Annotated in this window: 15 protein-coding genes and 1 riboswitch; of the genes, 3 read left to right on the forward strand and 12 right to left on the reverse strand. The window is 70.2% G+C overall.

Translation table 11 applies throughout. The features are described from left to right. Positions 1-125: 125 nt before the first annotated feature. A complete protein-coding gene (locus RH864_RS10695) occupies positions 126-803 on the reverse strand; it encodes a hypothetical protein (RefSeq protein WP_310517537.1) in 678 nt (225 codons plus the stop codon). Between the two features lie 212 nt (positions 804-1015). On the opposite strand from RH864_RS10695, the gene RH864_RS10700 reads away from it, so the two are divergent. Beyond that, entirely contained in the window at positions 1016-1366 is a 351-nt protein-coding gene (locus RH864_RS10700; RefSeq protein ID WP_310517538.1) for a hypothetical protein, read from the forward strand. 101 nt (positions 1367-1467) lie between these two features. On the opposite strand, the gene RH864_RS10705 is transcribed toward RH864_RS10700, so the two are convergent. Then, positions 1468-1947, reverse strand: coding sequence for a hypothetical protein (locus tag RH864_RS10705; protein WP_310517539.1), 480 nt, complete (start codon positions 1945-1947; stop codon positions 1468-1470). Between the two features lie 446 nt (positions 1948-2393). Here RH864_RS10705 and RH864_RS10710 point away from each other — a divergent pair, with 446 nt between their 5' ends. Beyond that, positions 2394-2897 (forward strand): hypothetical protein, encoded by a 504-nt coding sequence (locus tag RH864_RS10710; protein ID WP_310517540.1) that lies wholly within the window; start codon positions 2394-2396, stop codon positions 2895-2897. A gap of 91 nt (positions 2898-2988) precedes the next feature. Here the strand turns inward: RH864_RS10710 and RH864_RS10715 are convergent, their stop codons facing one another. From RH864_RS10715 to RH864_RS10740, 6 genes are all read right to left on the reverse strand, one after another. Further along, positions 2989-4359 (reverse strand): MFS transporter, encoded by a 1371-nt coding sequence (locus RH864_RS10715; protein ID WP_310517541.1) that lies wholly within the window; start codon positions 4357-4359, stop codon positions 2989-2991. Between the two features lie 195 nt (positions 4360-4554). Next, on the reverse strand, positions 4555-5040 hold the full coding sequence (gene ribH, locus RH864_RS10720) for a 6,7-dimethyl-8-ribityllumazine synthase (protein ID WP_310517542.1): 486 nt from the start codon (positions 5038-5040) through the stop codon (positions 4555-4557). Next, positions 5037-6347: a GTP cyclohydrolase II gene (ribA, locus tag RH864_RS10725; RefSeq protein WP_310517543.1), complete on the reverse strand. Its 1311-nt coding sequence runs from the start codon at positions 6345-6347 to the stop codon at positions 5037-5039. Before ribA ends, ribH begins: the two co-directional genes overlap by 4 nt. Next, positions 6344-7009 (reverse strand): riboflavin synthase, encoded by a 666-nt coding sequence (locus tag RH864_RS10730; protein ID WP_310517544.1) that lies wholly within the window; start codon positions 7007-7009, stop codon positions 6344-6346. The genes ribA and RH864_RS10730 overlap by 4 nt, the downstream gene beginning before the upstream one ends. Position 7010: 1 nt before the next feature. Beyond that, a complete protein-coding gene (gene ribD / locus RH864_RS10735) occupies positions 7011-8096 on the reverse strand; it encodes a bifunctional diaminohydroxyphosphoribosylaminopyrimidine deaminase/5-amino-6-(5-phosphoribosylamino)uracil reductase RibD (protein ID WP_310517545.1) in 1086 nt (361 codons plus the stop codon). A gap of 70 nt (positions 8097-8166) precedes the next feature. Beyond that, a riboswitch (FMN riboswitch) is annotated at positions 8167-8311 on the reverse strand. Positions 8312-8478: 167 nt separating this feature from the next. After that, positions 8479-9459, reverse strand: a complete 981-nt coding sequence (locus RH864_RS10740) for a sugar-binding transcriptional regulator (protein WP_310517546.1) — start codon at positions 9457-9459, stop codon at positions 8479-8481. Positions 9460-9605: 146 nt separating this feature from the next. Here RH864_RS10740 and RH864_RS10745 point away from each other — a divergent pair, with 146 nt between their 5' ends. Further along, entirely contained in the window at positions 9606-11354 is a 1749-nt protein-coding gene (locus RH864_RS10745; RefSeq protein ID WP_310517547.1) for a glycerol-3-phosphate dehydrogenase/oxidase, read from the forward strand. A 157-nt stretch (positions 11355-11511) separates the two neighbouring features. Here the strand turns inward: RH864_RS10745 and RH864_RS10750 are convergent, their stop codons facing one another. From RH864_RS10750 to RH864_RS10765, 4 genes are read right to left on the reverse strand one after another with little or no spacing between them, the layout of a single operon-like run. Beyond that, on the reverse strand, positions 11512-12306 hold the full coding sequence (locus RH864_RS10750; protein ID WP_310517548.1) for an HAD family hydrolase: 795 nt from the start codon (positions 12304-12306) through the stop codon (positions 11512-11514). Continuing rightward, positions 12278-13291 carry a tryptophan--tRNA ligase gene (trpS, locus tag RH864_RS10755; RefSeq protein WP_310517549.1) on the reverse strand — a complete coding sequence of 338 codons (1014 nt, stop codon included), beginning with the start codon at positions 13289-13291 and terminating at the stop codon, positions 12278-12280. The genes RH864_RS10750 and trpS overlap by 29 nt, the downstream gene beginning before the upstream one ends. Positions 13292-13308: 17 nt before the next feature. Next, positions 13309-14145, reverse strand: a complete 837-nt coding sequence (locus RH864_RS10760) for an exodeoxyribonuclease III (RefSeq protein WP_310517550.1) — start codon at positions 14143-14145, stop codon at positions 13309-13311. Between the two features lie 37 nt (positions 14146-14182). Beyond that, entirely contained in the window at positions 14183-15493 is a 1311-nt protein-coding gene (locus RH864_RS10765) for a YihY/virulence factor BrkB family protein (RefSeq protein ID WP_310517551.1), read from the reverse strand. Positions 15494-15726 lie beyond the last annotated feature (233 nt).

Genomic DNA, 15726 nt, shown 5'->3' on the forward strand with positions numbered 1-15726 from the left:
GTTGACGGCATGCGAATCGTCAAGGAAGGTTGACGCAGCTGCCCGGTGGTTCACGCGACGGTGCCCGGCATCCGCGCGCTGCGGGATGCCGGGCACCGTGCTGTGCACCGTGCTGCGGTGCTGGATCACCAGAATGTGGCGGCCTTCTCGGGGTTGCTCGTGCAGCTGGCGATCAGCCCGGCGGACTGGGTCCCGCCGTAGTTGCTCATCGAGCCGCCCGTGTAGCCGATGATTCGCCAGGCGTCCGAGGTGTCGTAGATCGGGAGTCCGGTGTCGACGACGATGCCCTCGCCCTCGGCGCGCTGCACCGTCACGCCGGGCGTGATGCGCTCCAGGGTGTCGTGCGCCTTGAAGTCGCGAAGGAAGGGATACGTGGCCGGGCACCTGAACTCGGGCACCGGCACGAAGGACTGCGTGGGCTGGAAATCGAATCCGAAGGTCGGGATCCGCACGGTCTCGACCTCGCTCGGGCAGGTCGCCGGCAGGCCGTGGGTGCGGGTGTCCAGCGCGCTGCTCCGGATGAACCCGAACGTGCCGCCCTGGTTGATCTTGACCCATTCCGCGCCCTCGTTGACGAACCCGCAGTACGCCTCGACCGAGGTGCCCGGCGCGACCTCCCCGATCGGACTGACTGCGCGCGGGGTGGGGAAGATCGCGCCGCGCTCGACCACGGAGCGGATCTGGCCGTCGGGCGCTTCGAATGCGGAATCGGCGGCGTTCGCCGGTGTTGCGGCGGCGAACACGGTCGCGCCGACGAGGGCTGCGCACAGTCCGGTGACCGTGCGGCGGATGGTGCGGTTCATATGCGGGTCCTTTTTGCTCGACCATGGATCACGCCGCGGATTACGTGCGGACGCGGTGCGGAGACGCGGTGCGGATACAATAGCAGTATACCGGACATCGCGAGCCTGCTCGGCTATTCCCGGCCGAGGTGTGTTTCGGTGTGTGACGCCCCTCGGCGACATCTCGGGCGCACGGGCGTATCGTCGCTCGCACCCGATTCCAAGGAGCTCTCATGTCGTACCGCGAACCGCACGCCACCGCCCAGGCCCACGCCGGCCGGGTCATGGGCATGCGCGGCTGCGAGACGCATGAGGCCTGCTCGAGCGATCGCCCCGGGCACGGTGTGAACGCCGTGCAGGCTCGGCTCGCGCACGCGACCCCGAGCAAGTGGATCGACGCGATCGTCGTCGACGTCGACCGCGACGGCTTCATCGTCGTGGCCGACCTCGGGGGAGGCATCCGTCGCCTCTGGCATCACGCCGCCCTCGGCGACGTCCTCGCCGTCGGCGAGCCCGTCGCCCTGCACGCCGTGTATGGCGTGCTTGCGCACGCGGAAGGCCGGTTCAGCGTCGCCGACGCGTGACGAACACAGCTGGCGTGCTCGCGCACGCCGGGAACCGGTTCAGCGTCGCCGACGCCTGAGGCGGCGCGACCGGCGGCCGAACCGGTTCGGCGCGGCGTGCGTCACATGCCCGGCATCATCTCCCGCATGGAGCCGAGCATCTTCTCGAGCGCCATGGCGGCCTGATCGCAGGCCATCGCGCACATGCGGCAGTGTTCGCTCATCTCGGCGTGCATCATGCACTCGGCGGAGCAGGCTCGGCACATGGCCATCGTCGTCTCCATCGCCGACATCATCACGGCCATGTCCCAGCCGTTCATGCGAAGCATCATCCGCATCATGGTGCCGCTGAGGTCCGCGCAGTTCGCGCACATGCCGGCGCACCGCGCCATGCCCTCGCCGGCGTCGGCGTCGGCGCACATGACGCACGCCTGCTCGCACGCGGAGAGGGCCTCGATACACTCCTGCATCATCGCCATGTCCGCGCCCTTCATCTGGGTCGTCGACATGGCGTCCTTCATCATGTCCATCGTGGTGTTCATCATGCGCGCGCTCCCGAACCGGGCGCCGAGCGTCGACGATGCCGACTCCGACTCGGCCACCCTCCGCGAGCCATGTTAGGCGCGTCGCCCCGCGTCTTGAAGGCCTTGCGCACAACCCCGTCTTGGCACGAGGCCGTACCGCGCATGCGCTCAACGCGAGGCCGCAGAGGCTGGTCAGGAATCGAATGGTGGAGCGGCGAATGAACTTCACTCATGCCCGACAATATGTCGACATATTAGACCGCATTAAGGCCGACTAGTGGATATCGCTCTCGCAGCCGAAAGTTCATTGGGCACAGATCCGTGCCGAATCATGTTCTGGCGGTCCCCAAGGGACCGGCGAGGAGTGTGACCATGAATTGGTCTGTTCGAGTGCTGCGGCGGGTGACCCCTGGTTCGTATGCAACTCTGATCACCGGTGCAGTCTGCTACTCGGGTGGCCCGACGGCGAGTACCTGAGCTGGAGCGGAGTGATGCAAGAAGGTCCCCGCGAGTTCGCTTTTCGCATGGCAGCCGAACGGGAAGCGCGATTGATCGAGAAATACCGCGGCCGCATCGCGGGACTCGTGGGCTTCCCTGCGATGGACTTCATCGGCCTGGCATGGGCAGGATCGAGCGACCCTGGCGAATCGCCCTACGAGCGGTATATCGATGCCCTCTATCGTCGGTCCGCGATTCCCACCGGATTCCACGACGTCGCGGTACGAACCTGGCTTCGTGAGCCGCTGGCGCGGAGAGAGTTCTCGGTCGAGCCGTATCTTGCCACGCACGTCCATGACTTCATGTTCGAGCGGAAAGGCGGGGAGTTCGATTTCGACTACGGGGTCTCGGAGATCGCTGAAGCGTTAGGGGAAGCCGGTCGACAGCCAGGGACGGTCGCCGTCCGAGATATCGTCGGGGCGCAGCACACGCACGAAAGCGTCGTGACCGTGGTCGGATACGCCAGGTACCTCTCACCGTCACCTGAGATCATCGTCGGCCTCACGGACATCCCTCGTGTCCGAGGCTGAGCGTACACCGCCGATCGAGTGAGTGGCCCAACGCACGAGCGGGGCGGATGCCGAGGCATCCGCCCCGCTCATCGCGAGGAACGCAGGCGCGTCAGGCGTCCATGTCGACGTCCTTCGTCTCCTTGGAGACGAGGAGCGCGATGAGCGTGAGCACGGCCATGACCGACAGATAGATGCCGACCCAGAACGGGCTGCCGCCGCCGGCCTGCCACAGCGCGACCGCGATGAACGGCGCGACCGCGGCGCCCAGGATCGACGACACGTTGTACGAGATGCCCGAGCCCGTGTAGCGCACGTTCGTCGGGAACAGCTCGGGCAGCAGCGCGCCCATCGGGCCGAACGTCATGCCCATGAGCGCGAAGCCCACGATGAGCCACGCCATGACGCCCCAGAAGCCGGCGCCGAGCATCGGCACCCAGACGAGGCCGAACACGATGATGCCCAGCGTGACCCAGATGAGCGTGCGGCGGCGGCCCCAGCGGTCGGCCCACGGGCCCGACAGCAGCGTGAAGATGCCGAAGAACACGACGCCGCCGATGAGCATGAGCACGAACGTGTTGTACGAGTACCCGAGGCCCGGCAGCGCGCCCGCGGCGGCCTCGATCGGCGCGCGGCCGTAGGACAGCGAGAACGTCGTCATGAGGTAGAAGAGCACGTAGGTCGCGAGCATGAAGAACGTGCCGAGGATGAGCTGCTTCCAGTAGCCCTTGAACACGGTCGCGAGCGGCAGGCGCTGGATCTTGCCCTGCTTGGTCGCCTTCGAGAACGCGGTCGACTCCACGAGCCGCAGGCGCACCCACAGGCCCACGGCGACCATGACGATCGAGAACAGGAACGGGATGCGCCAGCCCCAGTCGAGGAAGGCCTGGGACGGCATCGACGGGTCGTCCGACGGCAGCAGCGCCGCGATGATCAGGAAGAGCCCGTTGGCGATGATGAAGCCGATCGGCGCGCCGAGCTGCGGGAACGTGCCGTACCAGGCGCGCTTGTCCTTCGGGGCGTTCTCGGTCGCGACGAGCGCCGCGCCCGACCACTCTCCGCCGAGCGCGAAGCCCTGGCCGATGCGCAGGAGCACGAGCAGCAGCGGCGCGAACCAGCCGACGAGCTGATACGTCGGCAGCACACCGATGAGGAACGTCGCGATGCCCATGGTGAGCAGCGCGCCGACGAGGGTGGCCTTGCGGCCGTGCTTGTCGCCGAGGTGGCCGAAGATGACCGCGCCGAGCGGGCGGGCGACCATCGCGGCGCCGAACACGGCGAACGACGACAGCAGCGCGGTGGTCGCGTCACCGGTGGGGAAGAAGAGGTGCGGGAAGACGAGGACCGCCGCCGTGGCGTAGACGTAGAAGTCGTAGAACTCGATCGTCGTGCCGATGAGGCTGGCCAGGATGACCCGGCTGCGCGGGTTGGCCGGGGTGGTACCGGTGTGTGCGGCCGAGGCCGCGGTGGTGGGTGAGGACATCGCCTGCAATGACTCCGTGGTGCTGGTGGGACGTGCCCGCGGCGGGGAACGTCGGTCAGGCGTGGTCCGGGCGGCGGAGCGAAGGAATCGTCGCTTGTGGCAACCGCATCACCATACGCGCGTCGCGCCCGGCGGGCGAGCCGAGCGCGACGAACGGTACGGATGCTGCGACGAACGGTGATCCGCAGACGGATGCTACGCGCGCAGCGCGCGCAACGCGCGTGCGGTGGCCACCGCGGCCTCGGCCGCCTCGCGGCCCTTGTCCTCCTTCGAGCCCGGCAGTCCGGCACGGTCGAGGCCCTGCTGCTCGTCGTCGAGCGTCAGGACCCCGAACCCGACGGGCTTGCCCGTGTCGAGCGCGACCCGCGTGAGCCCGTCGGTCGCCGCCGACGACACGTACTCGAAGTGGGGCGTGCCGCCGCGGATGATCACACCGAGCGCCACGACTGCGTCGGCTCCGGCCTCGAGCGCCGCCTTCGCGACCACCGGCAGCTCGAAGCTGCCCGGCACCCGCACGAGCCGGTGCGATGCGCCCGCCGCGTCGAGCGTGGCGGTCGCCCCGGCGATGAGGCCGTCGGTGATCTCGTCGTGCCAGCTGCCGGCGACGATCACCACCTCGAGCCCGGTCCCGTCGATGTCGAGGCCGTGGTCGTCGAGTTTGGGCGAGCCCTTGCCGCTCATGAGGCGTGTCCTTCCAGCAGGGTTGCGGCCGAGGCATCCGCCAGCTGGCCGTCATCGATCGCGTGGCCCATGCGCCGACGCTTGGTCTCAAGGTAGCCCTGGTTGCCGGCGCCGACGCCGACGACGAGGGGCAGGCGTTCGGTCACCTCGATGCCGCGGGCCTCGAGCTGCGCGACCTTCTCGGGGTTGTTCGTCAGCAGCCGCACCCGGCGCACGCCGAGATCCATGAGGATCGCACTCGCGGCACTGTAGTCGCGGCTGTCGATCGGCAGGCCGAGCGCGAGGTTCGCGTCGAGCGTGTCGAGCCCGCCCTCCTGCAGCCGGTAGGCGCGCAGCTTGTTGATCAGGCCGATGCCGCGGCCCTCGTGCCCGCGGAGGTAGACGACGACACCGCCCGTGCGCTGGATCTGCTCGAGCGCGGTGTCCAGCTGCGGCCCGCACTCGCACTTCAGCGAGCCGAACGCCTCACCCGTCAGGCACTCGGAGTGCACACGCACGACCGCGCCCTCGGGGTCGGCCTCGGGGGTTCCGGCGATGATCGCGACGTGGTCGGCGCCGGTCTGCCGGTCGTGGTACGCCCTGACCCGGAACGCACCATGCTCGGTCGGCAGGCTGGTCTCCACCTCGAAGCGCACGGGGGAGGACTCGTCGATCGCGGGAGCGGCGTCCGCCGCCCCACCCGGGGCCTCGCGCGACCCGCCGTGCTCCCGGATCCAGTCGACGAGGGCGGCGACGGTCGTGACCGGCAGGCCGTCGCGCTCGCCGAGCTCGATCAGCCCGGGCAGGCGCATCATCTCGCCGTCATCGGCGACGACCTCGCCGATCACGCCCACCGGGGCGAGGCCCGCGAGCCGCATGAGGTCGACCGCGGCCTCGGTGTGGCCGGTGCGTTCGAGCACACCGCCGTCGACCGCGCGCAGCGGCAGGATGTGGCCCGGGCGGATGAGCCGGTCGGGCGTCGACGCCGGGTCGGCGAGCACGCGCAGCGTGTGCGCGCGGTCGGCGGCCGAGATCCCGGTCGAGACACGGTCGGCCGCGTCGACCGAGATCGTGTACGCGGTGCCGCGAACGTCCTCGCTGCGCTCGACCATGATCGGCAGCTCGAGCCGGTCGGCGAGCGAGTTCGGCATGGGTGCGCAGAGGTAGCCACTCGTGTGGCGCACCATCCACGCGATCCACTCCTGCGTCGCGAACTGGGCGGCCATGATCGCGTCACCCTCGTTCTCGCGGGCCTCGTCGTCGGCCACGATCACGGGTTTGCCCGCGCGCAGCGCGTCGAGCACCTCGGGCATGCTGGCGAGACTCATGCGGCACCTCCGATCGCGGTGACGGCCGGTTCGGCGACGGACGACGGCAACGAGCGACGACCCTCCAGTCGGAGCATCCGCTCGACGTGCCTCGCGAGGATGTCGGTCTCGATGTTGACCGCGTCGCCGACCACGCGCTCGCCGAGCGTCGTCGCCGTGAGCGTCTCCGGGATGAGCGACACCTCGAACCAGGATCCGTCGACGTCGTCGCCGATCGCGCTCACGGTGAGCGACACGCCGTCGACCGCGATCGAGCCCTTGTCGACGACGAGCGGGGCATGCGCCTCGTCGAGCGAGAAGCGCAGGACGCGCCAAGCCTCGCCCGGCCGGATCTCGAGCACGCGCGCGGTGCCGTCGATGTGCCCCTGCACGATGTGCCCGCCGAGCCGGTCGCCCACGCGGGCCGCGCGCTCGAGGTTGACCGCGAGCCCCTCGCGGGCGTCGTCGAGCGTCGACATCGCGAGCGTCTGGGCCATGACGTCGGCCGTGAACGACTCGGCGTCGAAGTCGACGACCGTGAGGCACACGCCCGAGACGGCGATCGAGTCGCCGTGGCGTGCGCCCTCGACGGCGAGCGGCCCGCGCACGGTGAGCCGCGCGGCATCGGTGCTGCGCTCGACGCGCGTGATGAGTCCGCGCTCCTCGATGATTCCGGTGAACATGTCAGTTCCCTTCCGTGGGGTCGGCCGTGTCGCGCGCGGCGCGCGCTGCGACCGGGTTGGCGACGACCAGCAGGTCGTCGCCCAGCCGCTCGATGGCGGCGAAGTCGAATCGGAGCGCCTCGCCGATGCTCGGCACCCCGAGGTCGCCGATCGCGAGGCGCGGCCCGCCGAGCAGGGCGGGCGCGAGATACACGAGCAGCTCGTCGGCGAGCCCGGCCGCGAGGAACGCGCTCGCGAGCGTCGGGCCGCCCTCGACGAAGAGCGAGCGGATGCCTCGGGTGTGGAGCGTCGCGAGATCGGCGCCGAGCTCGCGCCCCTCGAGCTGGATCACGGGCTGCGGATGTCTCGACAGCCGCGCCTCGGCCGGCACCGCCCGGCGCCCGAACACGACCGGCACCGGCTGATGTGCGAGCAGGGCACCGTCGCCGTCGCGCGCGGTGAGGGCCGGATCGTCGGCGAGCAGCGTGCCCGTGCCGACCGCGATCGCGTCGGCTCCGGCACGCCGGCGGTGCACGTCGGAGCGCGCCGCGGGGCCGGTGATCCACTGCGAGCTGCCGTCGGCCGCTGCGGCACGGCCGTCGAGCGTGGACGCCCACTTGACGGTCACCCGCGGGCGGCCGTGCCGAGCCGCGAACAGCCAGTCCGCGAGGAACGCCTCGACCTCGTCGGCGAGCACGCCCGCGACCACCTCGACGCCCGCGGCGCGCAGACGCTCGGCTCCGCCCGACGACCGCGCGCCCGGGTCGGCGACCGCGTAGACCACGCGTGCGACCCCGGCCTCGATCAGCGCCTCGGAGCAGGGGCCGGTCCGACCCGTGTGGTTGCAGGGCTCGAGCGTGACGACGGCCGTCGCACCCGCCGCCTGGCCGGGCGCAAGCTTGCCGAGCGCATCGACCTCGGCGTGCGCGGTGCCCGCCCCGCGGTGCCAGCCCTCGGCGAGCACGCGTCCGTCGGGCGCGAGCACGAGGCATCCGACCCGGGGGTTCACGCCGTGGGCCGGGCCGAGAGTGGCCAGCTCGAGCGCGCGGAGCATCGCGTCGCCCTCGGCCGTCGGCGCCGTGGCCGTACGCGCGGTGCTCGCGATCATCCCGAATCCTGTCTTCAGGCTCCGGGGATGGTTCCGGCTGCGCCGGACTCGGCGCTGACGAGCAGCGCCGACACGTGCCGCCTCCCATCCGGACTTTCACCGTCGGTGCCGGAATTCCACCGGCTCAACCGTTCGTTCGCGACCTGCGGTCGCGCCTTCCCGGCTCGCGGACTGTTACCGCCGGCTCGGATTTTCACCGACCCCGGAGCACGTTTGTCGTGTTCGATTCTAGGCCAACGTATGGATGTGTGCGTTATTCCCGTCACGGGGCGTCGCCAGACCGGGCGGACGAGGCCAAATTAGCCGAGAAGTCGCAGATGGCGGGTGCTGCCGCGCCGCACCCGCCATCTGCGACCGTTCGATGTGGATGCAGCGGCGCAGGTCAGGCGGCGTCGACGAGGGCGCGCGCCGTGGTCTCGTCGACGATGAGGTCGGTGATGAGCTTCGCGGCGAGTGCGCCGCGCAGACTCGCGAGCTTCGCCGGGCCGGAGACGACGCAGACGCGACGAGGGGCCCGCCGCAGGACGCGGAACGCCGGGCCCGTCGCGCGCGCGTTCAGCGCGATGCCATCGGTGCTGCCGTCGGCCCGGTAGAACACGGTCGCGACGTCGCCGACCACGCCGTCGCGGCTGAGCGACTCGTAGTCGGCCCGCTCCAGATACCCGCCCTGGTACACGTGGCTCGGCACCTCGGCGAAGGGCGAGCCGAGGCCGAACACCGCGAGGTCGAGCCGGGCCTGCAGCGCGAGCAGCCGCCGCGTGCTGCGCTCACGCCAGAACGCCTCCTTCGTGGCCGCGTCGTCGAAGAACGCCGGCACGGGGAACTGCTGCACGTGCGCACCGAACGCGTCGCCGAACCGGCGCAGGATCTCGCTCGCATAGACGATGCCCGTCGTGCGGACGTTCCCCGCGCCGTTCAGCTGCACGATCTCGGTGTTGTGCGTGGGCTTGGGCACGAGGTGCCGGCTCAGCGCACCCATCGTCGACCCCCACGCGACGCCGATCACCTGGTTGGAGTCGACGAAGCGGCCGAGAATCCGTGCAGCGGTGAGCGCGACGCGCTCGAGCCGGTCGACATCGGTGACATGGTCGGGGACGGGCACGACGTGCGCCGTGATGCCGTGGGCCTGCAGCAGGTCGTGCTCGAGCCGCCCGGGGGAGTCGAGAGGCGAGTGGATGGTGATCTCGACCAGCCCGCTGTCGCGTGCGTGGCTCAGGAGCCGCGAGATCGACGAGCGCGAGGTGCCGAGCTCCTTCGCGATCGCATCCATCGTGAGGTCCTGCATGTAGTAGAGCTGGGCGGCGCGGAGCGCCTCTCGCGTCTTCGGGCTGAGTGCATCGCGGTCGGACTGACGGTCGGTCATGGCGGCATCCCCGAGGTGCGTCTGCACGTATGTGCAGCTGGCTTGAAAGAGTGTTCGGCGCGGTTCACGATGTATTCATCCACATCCGGGGCCGTCGTCGCAACCGCGCCGTGAACCCGGCACAGTCTCACGCGAAAGGACGATCCATGTCCTCCACGATGCCCCTCGCCGGCGACGGCCTCGCACCCGCCGCCGAACGTCCCGCGGTGGCCGCGCTCCGCGCCGAGCCCACGGCGTCCGTCGTCATCATCGGCGGCGGCATCAACGGCATCGCGACCTTCCGGGACCTCGCGCTCCAGGGCGTGCCCGTCGTGCTCGTCGAACGGAACGACTTCGTCTCCGGGGCATCCGCCGCGTCGTCGCACATGATCCACGGCGGCGTGCGCTACCTCGAGAACGGCGAGTTCCGGCTCGTGCAGGAGTCCGTCACCGAGCGTAACGCGCTCATCAAGATCGCGCCGCACTACGTGAAGCCGCTGCGCACGACCGTGCCGATCTTCTCGACCTTCTCCGGGCTGTTCTCCGCGCCCCTGCGCTTCCTCACGCACACGTCGGGCAAGCCCAGCGAGCGCGGCGCACTGCTCATCAAGACCGGCCTCACGATCTACGACGCGTTCTCGCGCGACGGCGGCAGCGTGCCGCGGCATCGCTTCCTCGGCGCGAAGCGCTCGCGCGCCGAGCTGCCCGCACTGAACCGCGGCGTGAAATACACCGCGACGTACTTCGACGCGAGCATGCACGATCCCGAGCGCCTCGCGCTCGACGTGCTGCACGACGGACTCGCGGCGGGGCCGCACGCACGCGCCGTGAACTCCGTCGAGGCGGTCGGGCTCGGCGCCGACGGCGTGCGCGTGCGCGACCGCGAGACCGGGGTCGAGTTCGACCTCGCCGCCGACGTCGTGGTCAATACGTCGGGCCCGTGGACCGACCTCACGAACGCCGAGCTCGGCCGGCCGACCCGGTACATGGGCGGCACGAAGGGCTCGCACATCGTGCTCGACCACCCCGAGCTGCTCGCCGCGACCGACGGTCGCGAGATATTCTTCGAGCACGAGGACGGCCGCATCGTGCTCATCTACCCGCTCAAGGGGCGGGTCATGGTCGGCACGACCGACCTCGAGCACGACATGCGCGAGCCCGCGATCTGCACTGAAGACGAGGTGGACTACTTCTTCGACCTCATCACGCACGTGTTCCCGGACATCGCGGTCGACCGCTCGCAGATCGTCTACCGGTTCTCGGGCGTGCGGCCGCTGCCGCGGCACGACGACACGCAACCCGGCTTCGTCTCGCGCGACTACCGCATCGAGCGGGCGGATGTCCCGGAGCGGCCGGGCACCACGCTGCTGAGCCTCGTCGGCGGCAAGTGGACCACGTTCCGTGCGCTCGCCGAACACCTCGCGAACGACGTGCTCGGGCTGCTCGGCCGCGAGCGCGTGCGCTCGACGGCCGGGCTCGCGATCGGCGGCGGTGCCGGGTACCCGATGACCGAGGACGCGCGCCGCGTCTGGGTCGTCGCGCACGGCGACGAGGTCGGCCGCCAACGCGCCGAGACGCTGCTCGAACGGTACGGCACGCGGGCCGAGGCGATCATCGCGGACCTCGAAGGCATGGATGACGCGGTGCTGACGCACCACGACGGGTACACGCGCGGTGAGGTCGCCTGGCTCGTGCGGCACGAGCACGTCGCGCACCTGCTCGACGTGGTGCAGCGGCGGACGAGCCTCGCCTTCACGGGCGACGTGACGATGCCGCTCCTCGACGAGCTCGCGGAGATCGCCGGCGACGAGCTCGGCTGGGACGGCGCGCGCCGCGCGGCCGAGATCGCCTTGACGGTGCGCGTGCTGTCGGAGCGGCATGGCATGCGTCTCGCCGAGGCATCCATCGCCGCCTGATCGTTCGCCCACCGTTGGTCGAGTAGGCGCGCCAGCGCCGTATCGAGACCCGTACGCCTGCGTCGGCGCGTAATCACCGGGTCTCGATACGCTTCGCTACTCGACCAGCGGAGGGGGCCGGTGTCGGCGCGCGAGAATCGGGTCTCGATACGCTTCGCTACTCGACCAGCGAAGGGGCGAGGAGCGCGGGGAGCTGGGCGAGGCTCGTGATCTCGAGGACGCCGGCGGCCTCGGCGTCGGCGTCGTCTTCGGGCGAGGGCGTGTCGCCGCGGCGGTTCAGCCAGACGCCGATCAGGCCGGCGTGCGCGGCGCCGATGGCGTCGGTCCGGAGGCGGTCGCCGATGTAGGCGGCCGTTCGGACCGGGGCATCGGCGGCGAACACGTCGAGCGCGTGCCGGAAGATCGCGGCATCGGGCTTCGCCGCGCCGACGGCGCCCGAGGCGATCACGTGCGCGAAGCGACCGGGCAGCTCGAGCTGCACGAGCTTCGCGGTCTGGAAGTCGAGCTCGCCGTTCGTGATGATGCCGAACCGGACTCCGGGGAGCAGACGCCCGAGCTCGTCGAGCACCGGCAGTGCGTCGGGGTGCAGGGCCCACGACGCCCGATAGTGCTCGAAGTACCGGGCGAACCATTCGCCCGCATCGTCATCGGCCAGCGCGACGCTGTACGCCGCGGCGAACGCGATCGCGCGGGCCCGCCGCTGGCCCTCGAACGTCAGCTCGCCCGCGAGGTACGCGTGATAGTGCTCCTCTTCGAGGGCGTGCCACAATCGCCGCGCCGCGGCCTCGTCGCCCTCGTATGCGAGCGCACGCATGTGCTGCACGATGCCCGCCTCGACCGCCTCGCGGTGGGCCATGAGGGTGTCGTCGAGGTCGAACAGCACAACCGGGGTCGGTTCCACCTGCACGTCGAGGCCCGGACGCTCAGCGCCCGCGGCGGACGAAGCCGACACGCTCGTACACCTCGGCGAGCTTGCGTTCCGCCCGTTCGGCGGCCTTCTCGGCGCCGAACGCGAGGATGCGGTCGAGCTCGGCCGGATCTTCCATGAGCTCGAGCGTCCGCTCCCGGATCGGCGCGAGCCGCTCGACCACGGCGTCGGCGAGGTCCTTCTTCAGGTCGCCGTAGCCGCGGCCGGCGTACTGGGCCTCGAGCTCGGGGATGCTCCGGCCGGACACCGTCGCGTAGATGTCGAGCAGGTTCGAGATGCCCGGCTTCGCCTGCAGGTCGTATCGGATCTCGCGCTCCGCGTCGGTCACCGCGCTGCGGAACTTCTTCGCGGTCACCTTCGGGTCGTCGAGCAGGCGCACGAGCCCCGCGTCGGAGTTCGCCGACTTCGACATCTTCGCGGTCGGGTCCTGCAGGTCGTAGATGCGTGCCGCCTCTTTCGGAATGAACGCCTCCGGAATGCGGAACGTGTCGCCGAACCGGGAGTTGAACCGGCCCGCGAGGTCACGCGTGAGCTCGAGGTGCTGGCGCTGATCGTCACCGACGGGCACGAGGTTCGTGTCGTACAGCAGGATGTCCGCCGCCATGAGCACGGGGTAGGTGAACAGGCCCACGGTCGTCGCCTCGGCGCCGAACCGCTGCGACTTGTCCTTGAACTGGGTCATCCGGCTCGCCTCGCCGAAGCCCGTCATGGTGCCGAGCACCCACGCGAGCTCGGCGTGCGCCGGCACGTGCGACTGCACGAACAACGTCGACCGTTCGGGGTCGATGCCCGCGGCGAGGTACTGCGCGGCCGTGCGGCGCGTGCTCTCCCGCAGCGCGGCCGGCTCCTGCGCGACCGTGATGGCGTGCAGGTCGACGACGCAGTAGACGGGGTCGACCTCGTCTTGGAGCGCGACCCAGTTGACGAGGGCGCCGAGATAGTTGCCGAGGTGGAGCGAGTCGCTCGAGGGCTGCATGCCCGAGAAGACGACGGGGCGATTCGTGGTCATGAGTGAGGTCCTTGGGGTCAGATGGCGTAATCGACGACGACGGGTGCGTGGTCGGACCATCGCTCGTCGTACGCCGCTGCGCGGTCGACCTGATACGACACCACCGTGTCGGCGAGGGCCTGCGTCGCGAGCTGGTAGTCGATGCGCCAGCCCGCGTCGTTGTCGAACGCCTTGCCCCGCCACGACCACCACGTGTACGGGCCCGGCACGTCACCCGCAGCACGACGGCCGATGTCGACCCAGCCGAGCCCGGCGCCGGCGTTGGCGCGATCGTCGCCTTCGGCACCCACGAACCGGTCGAAATAGGCGCGCTCTTCGGGGAGGAAGCCCGCGCGCTTGACATTGCCCTTCCAGTTCTTGATGTCGAGCGTGCGGTGCCCGACGTTCAGGTCGCCCATGACGACCGCGAGCTCGCTGTGCTCGGCGAGCTGGGGCAGACGCGCCTCGAACGCGTCGAGGAAGCGGTACTTGTCGACCTGCTTCGGGGTGTCGGCCTCACCGGAATGCACGTACGCGCTCACCACCGTGACGATCCGGTCGCCGACCTCGTAGTCGGCCTCGAGCCAGCGCCCCGCGGTGTCGAAGTCGGTGGCGCCGAGCTCGACGCGGTGGATGTGCGCCGCGTTGCGGCTCGCGATCGCGACGCCGGCCCGGCCCTTGGCGGTCGCGGGGTCGTGCAGCACGTCCCACTCGTCGCCGAGAAGCGCGGTGAGATCGTCGGTCGACGCACGGACCTCTTGCAGGGCGAGGATGTCGATGTCGCGCGTCGCGAGCCAGTCGCCCATGCCGCGCCGGAAGGCCGCGCGGACCCCGTTCACATTGGCGGTGGCGATGCGGAGGGGCTTGGCTGGCATGGATTCGATCCTAGGGGAGCCCGCCGACATGCTCGCGTCAGTCGCGGCCGGGCTTGCGCCCGTTCGCGGCCGACCGCGAGGTCGGACGCGATGCACCGGGCCGCTTCGTCTGCTCGGCCTCGAGCCGTTCGAGCTCGGCCTCGGCCTGCGTCAGGCGGCGCTTGGCGAGCGGACGCATCACCCAGTTCGCGGCGTCGAGCTCCTCGCGAGACATCCGCACCCGGACCTTCGCCGCGACCAGCAGCGCCTCCTGCTCGCGCCGGCGGCGCTCGGCCTCGCGCTGCTCGGGCGTGAGCTTCCGCAGCGATTCGTTGGCGTCCGCCGCCTCGACCGCGATCCAGGCGGCGGCGACGAGGATCACGATGCTCGTCAACCGGAACCACAGGAGCAGACCGATGAAGACGGCGAACGTCGCGAGCAAGGGGTTCTTGCCGGCGCCCGAGAGCAGCAGGCCACCGAAGATCTGCAGCACCGACAGGCCCAACGATCCGAGGAGCGAGCCGACCCACATGCGTCGCCACGCCAGCGCCGCGTTCGAGAGAAAACGGAACATGACGGCGAGCGCGAGGGTGTCGATGACGAACACCACGAGAAGCGCGCCGAACTGGACCGCCGCGCTCGTCCAGGCCGAGTCGATGCTCCAGCCGAGCACGCCGACCAGCCAGTCGAGGAACGACGTGGTCGCGATCGAGAGCACGGCGGCGAGGAGGAGCACCGCGCCGAACGCGAAGCCCGCGAGGAAGTCGCGGGTCTTCAGCAGCACGTAGTTGCGCATGTCCTTGGGCAGGCCGAACATCGACCGCACGGCCATGCGTGCATAGGTGATCCAGCTGATCGCGGTCCAGATCAGGCCGCCGAGGGCGACCGCGCCGGTCAGCCCGAACAGGCTCGTCGAGGCGGTCGCGACCCCCTGCAGCTCCTGCTCGCTGATCACGCCGTCCGAACCGATGAGTCCGGGCGCGTACGTGTTCACGAGCGCGACGAACGCCTTCATCGCGTCTTCGTTGCCGGTCAGCCAGATGCCCGCGACCGCGAAGATCACGTAGACGGCCGCGAACACCGCGAACAGCGCCTGATAGCTCATGCCGGCCGAGAGGATGAAGCCGTTCTGCGCGAGGAATCGCCGCCAGACGCGCACGGGGAAGAACGCGAGCGTGCGCTCGGTGAGGGTGGTCACGCGCTGGATCTGCGGGTCGAACCGCTCGCGGAGGTCGTCGATCCGCTCCTTGGCGTCGCGGCCCGCGTCGCCGAGCTGATCGCGGACCCGGTCGACCGGCGTGGCGCGCTGGCCGTCGCCGGGATCGCCCGACTGCTCGCCTCGGCCGTTGCCAGGTGCACGATCGCCCACACCGTCACCCTATCGACGGAGGCCGGCCGAGTCGGAGGCTCGATCGAGGATCTGAGGCGGGCTCAGAAACGTGTACCCCCACTTCGGGGGACGTGTCGCCAAGAATCCCAGGTCATGCGCGACTTGCCGTGAGCGCGTGCCCCCCGTACTGGTGGCAGTGAGGATCTGTCGGGTTTCCGTGACACGGAGTTGACTCGTGCGTGCTGTGCACCCGCAATGCCCCTGAGAGTGCC

It is taken from the genome of Agromyces aerolatus, assembly GCF_031432255.1.
Taxonomy (GTDB): domain Bacteria; phylum Actinomycetota; class Actinomycetes; order Actinomycetales; family Microbacteriaceae; genus Agromyces.

Excerpts from the sequence above, each read along its gene's own strand:
- RH864_RS10695 (WP_310517537.1), bottom strand. The coding sequence starts at position 803 with ATGAACCGCACCATCCGCCGCACGGTCACCGGACTGTGCGCAGCCCTC.
- RH864_RS10700 (WP_310517538.1), top strand. The coding sequence starts at position 1,016 with ATGTCGTACCGCGAACCGCACGCCACCGCCCAGGCCCACGCCGGCCGG.
- RH864_RS10710 (WP_310517540.1), top strand. The coding sequence starts at position 2,394 with ATGGCAGCCGAACGGGAAGCGCGATTGATCGAGAAATACCGCGGCCGC.
- RH864_RS10715 (WP_310517541.1), bottom strand. The coding sequence starts at position 4,359 with ATGTCCTCACCCACCACCGCGGCCTCGGCCGCACACACCGGTACCACC.
- ribH (WP_310517542.1), bottom strand. The coding sequence starts at position 5,040 with ATGAGCGGCAAGGGCTCGCCCAAACTCGACGACCACGGCCTCGACATC.
- ribA (WP_310517543.1), bottom strand. The coding sequence starts at position 6,347 with ATGAGTCTCGCCAGCATGCCCGAGGTGCTCGACGCGCTGCGCGCGGGC.
- RH864_RS10730 (WP_310517544.1), bottom strand. The coding sequence starts at position 7,009 with ATGTTCACCGGAATCATCGAGGAGCGCGGACTCATCACGCGCGTCGAG.
- ribD (WP_310517545.1), bottom strand. The coding sequence starts at position 8,096 with ATGATCGCGAGCACCGCGCGTACGGCCACGGCGCCGACGGCCGAGGGC.
- RH864_RS10740 (WP_310517546.1), bottom strand. The coding sequence starts at position 9,459 with ATGACCGACCGTCAGTCCGACCGCGATGCACTCAGCCCGAAGACGCGA.
- RH864_RS10745 (WP_310517547.1), top strand. The coding sequence starts at position 9,606 with ATGTCCTCCACGATGCCCCTCGCCGGCGACGGCCTCGCACCCGCCGCC.
- trpS (WP_310517549.1), bottom strand. The coding sequence starts at position 13,291 with ATGACCACGAATCGCCCCGTCGTCTTCTCGGGCATGCAGCCCTCGAGC.
- RH864_RS10760 (WP_310517550.1), bottom strand. The coding sequence starts at position 14,145 with ATGCCAGCCAAGCCCCTCCGCATCGCCACCGCCAATGTGAACGGGGTC.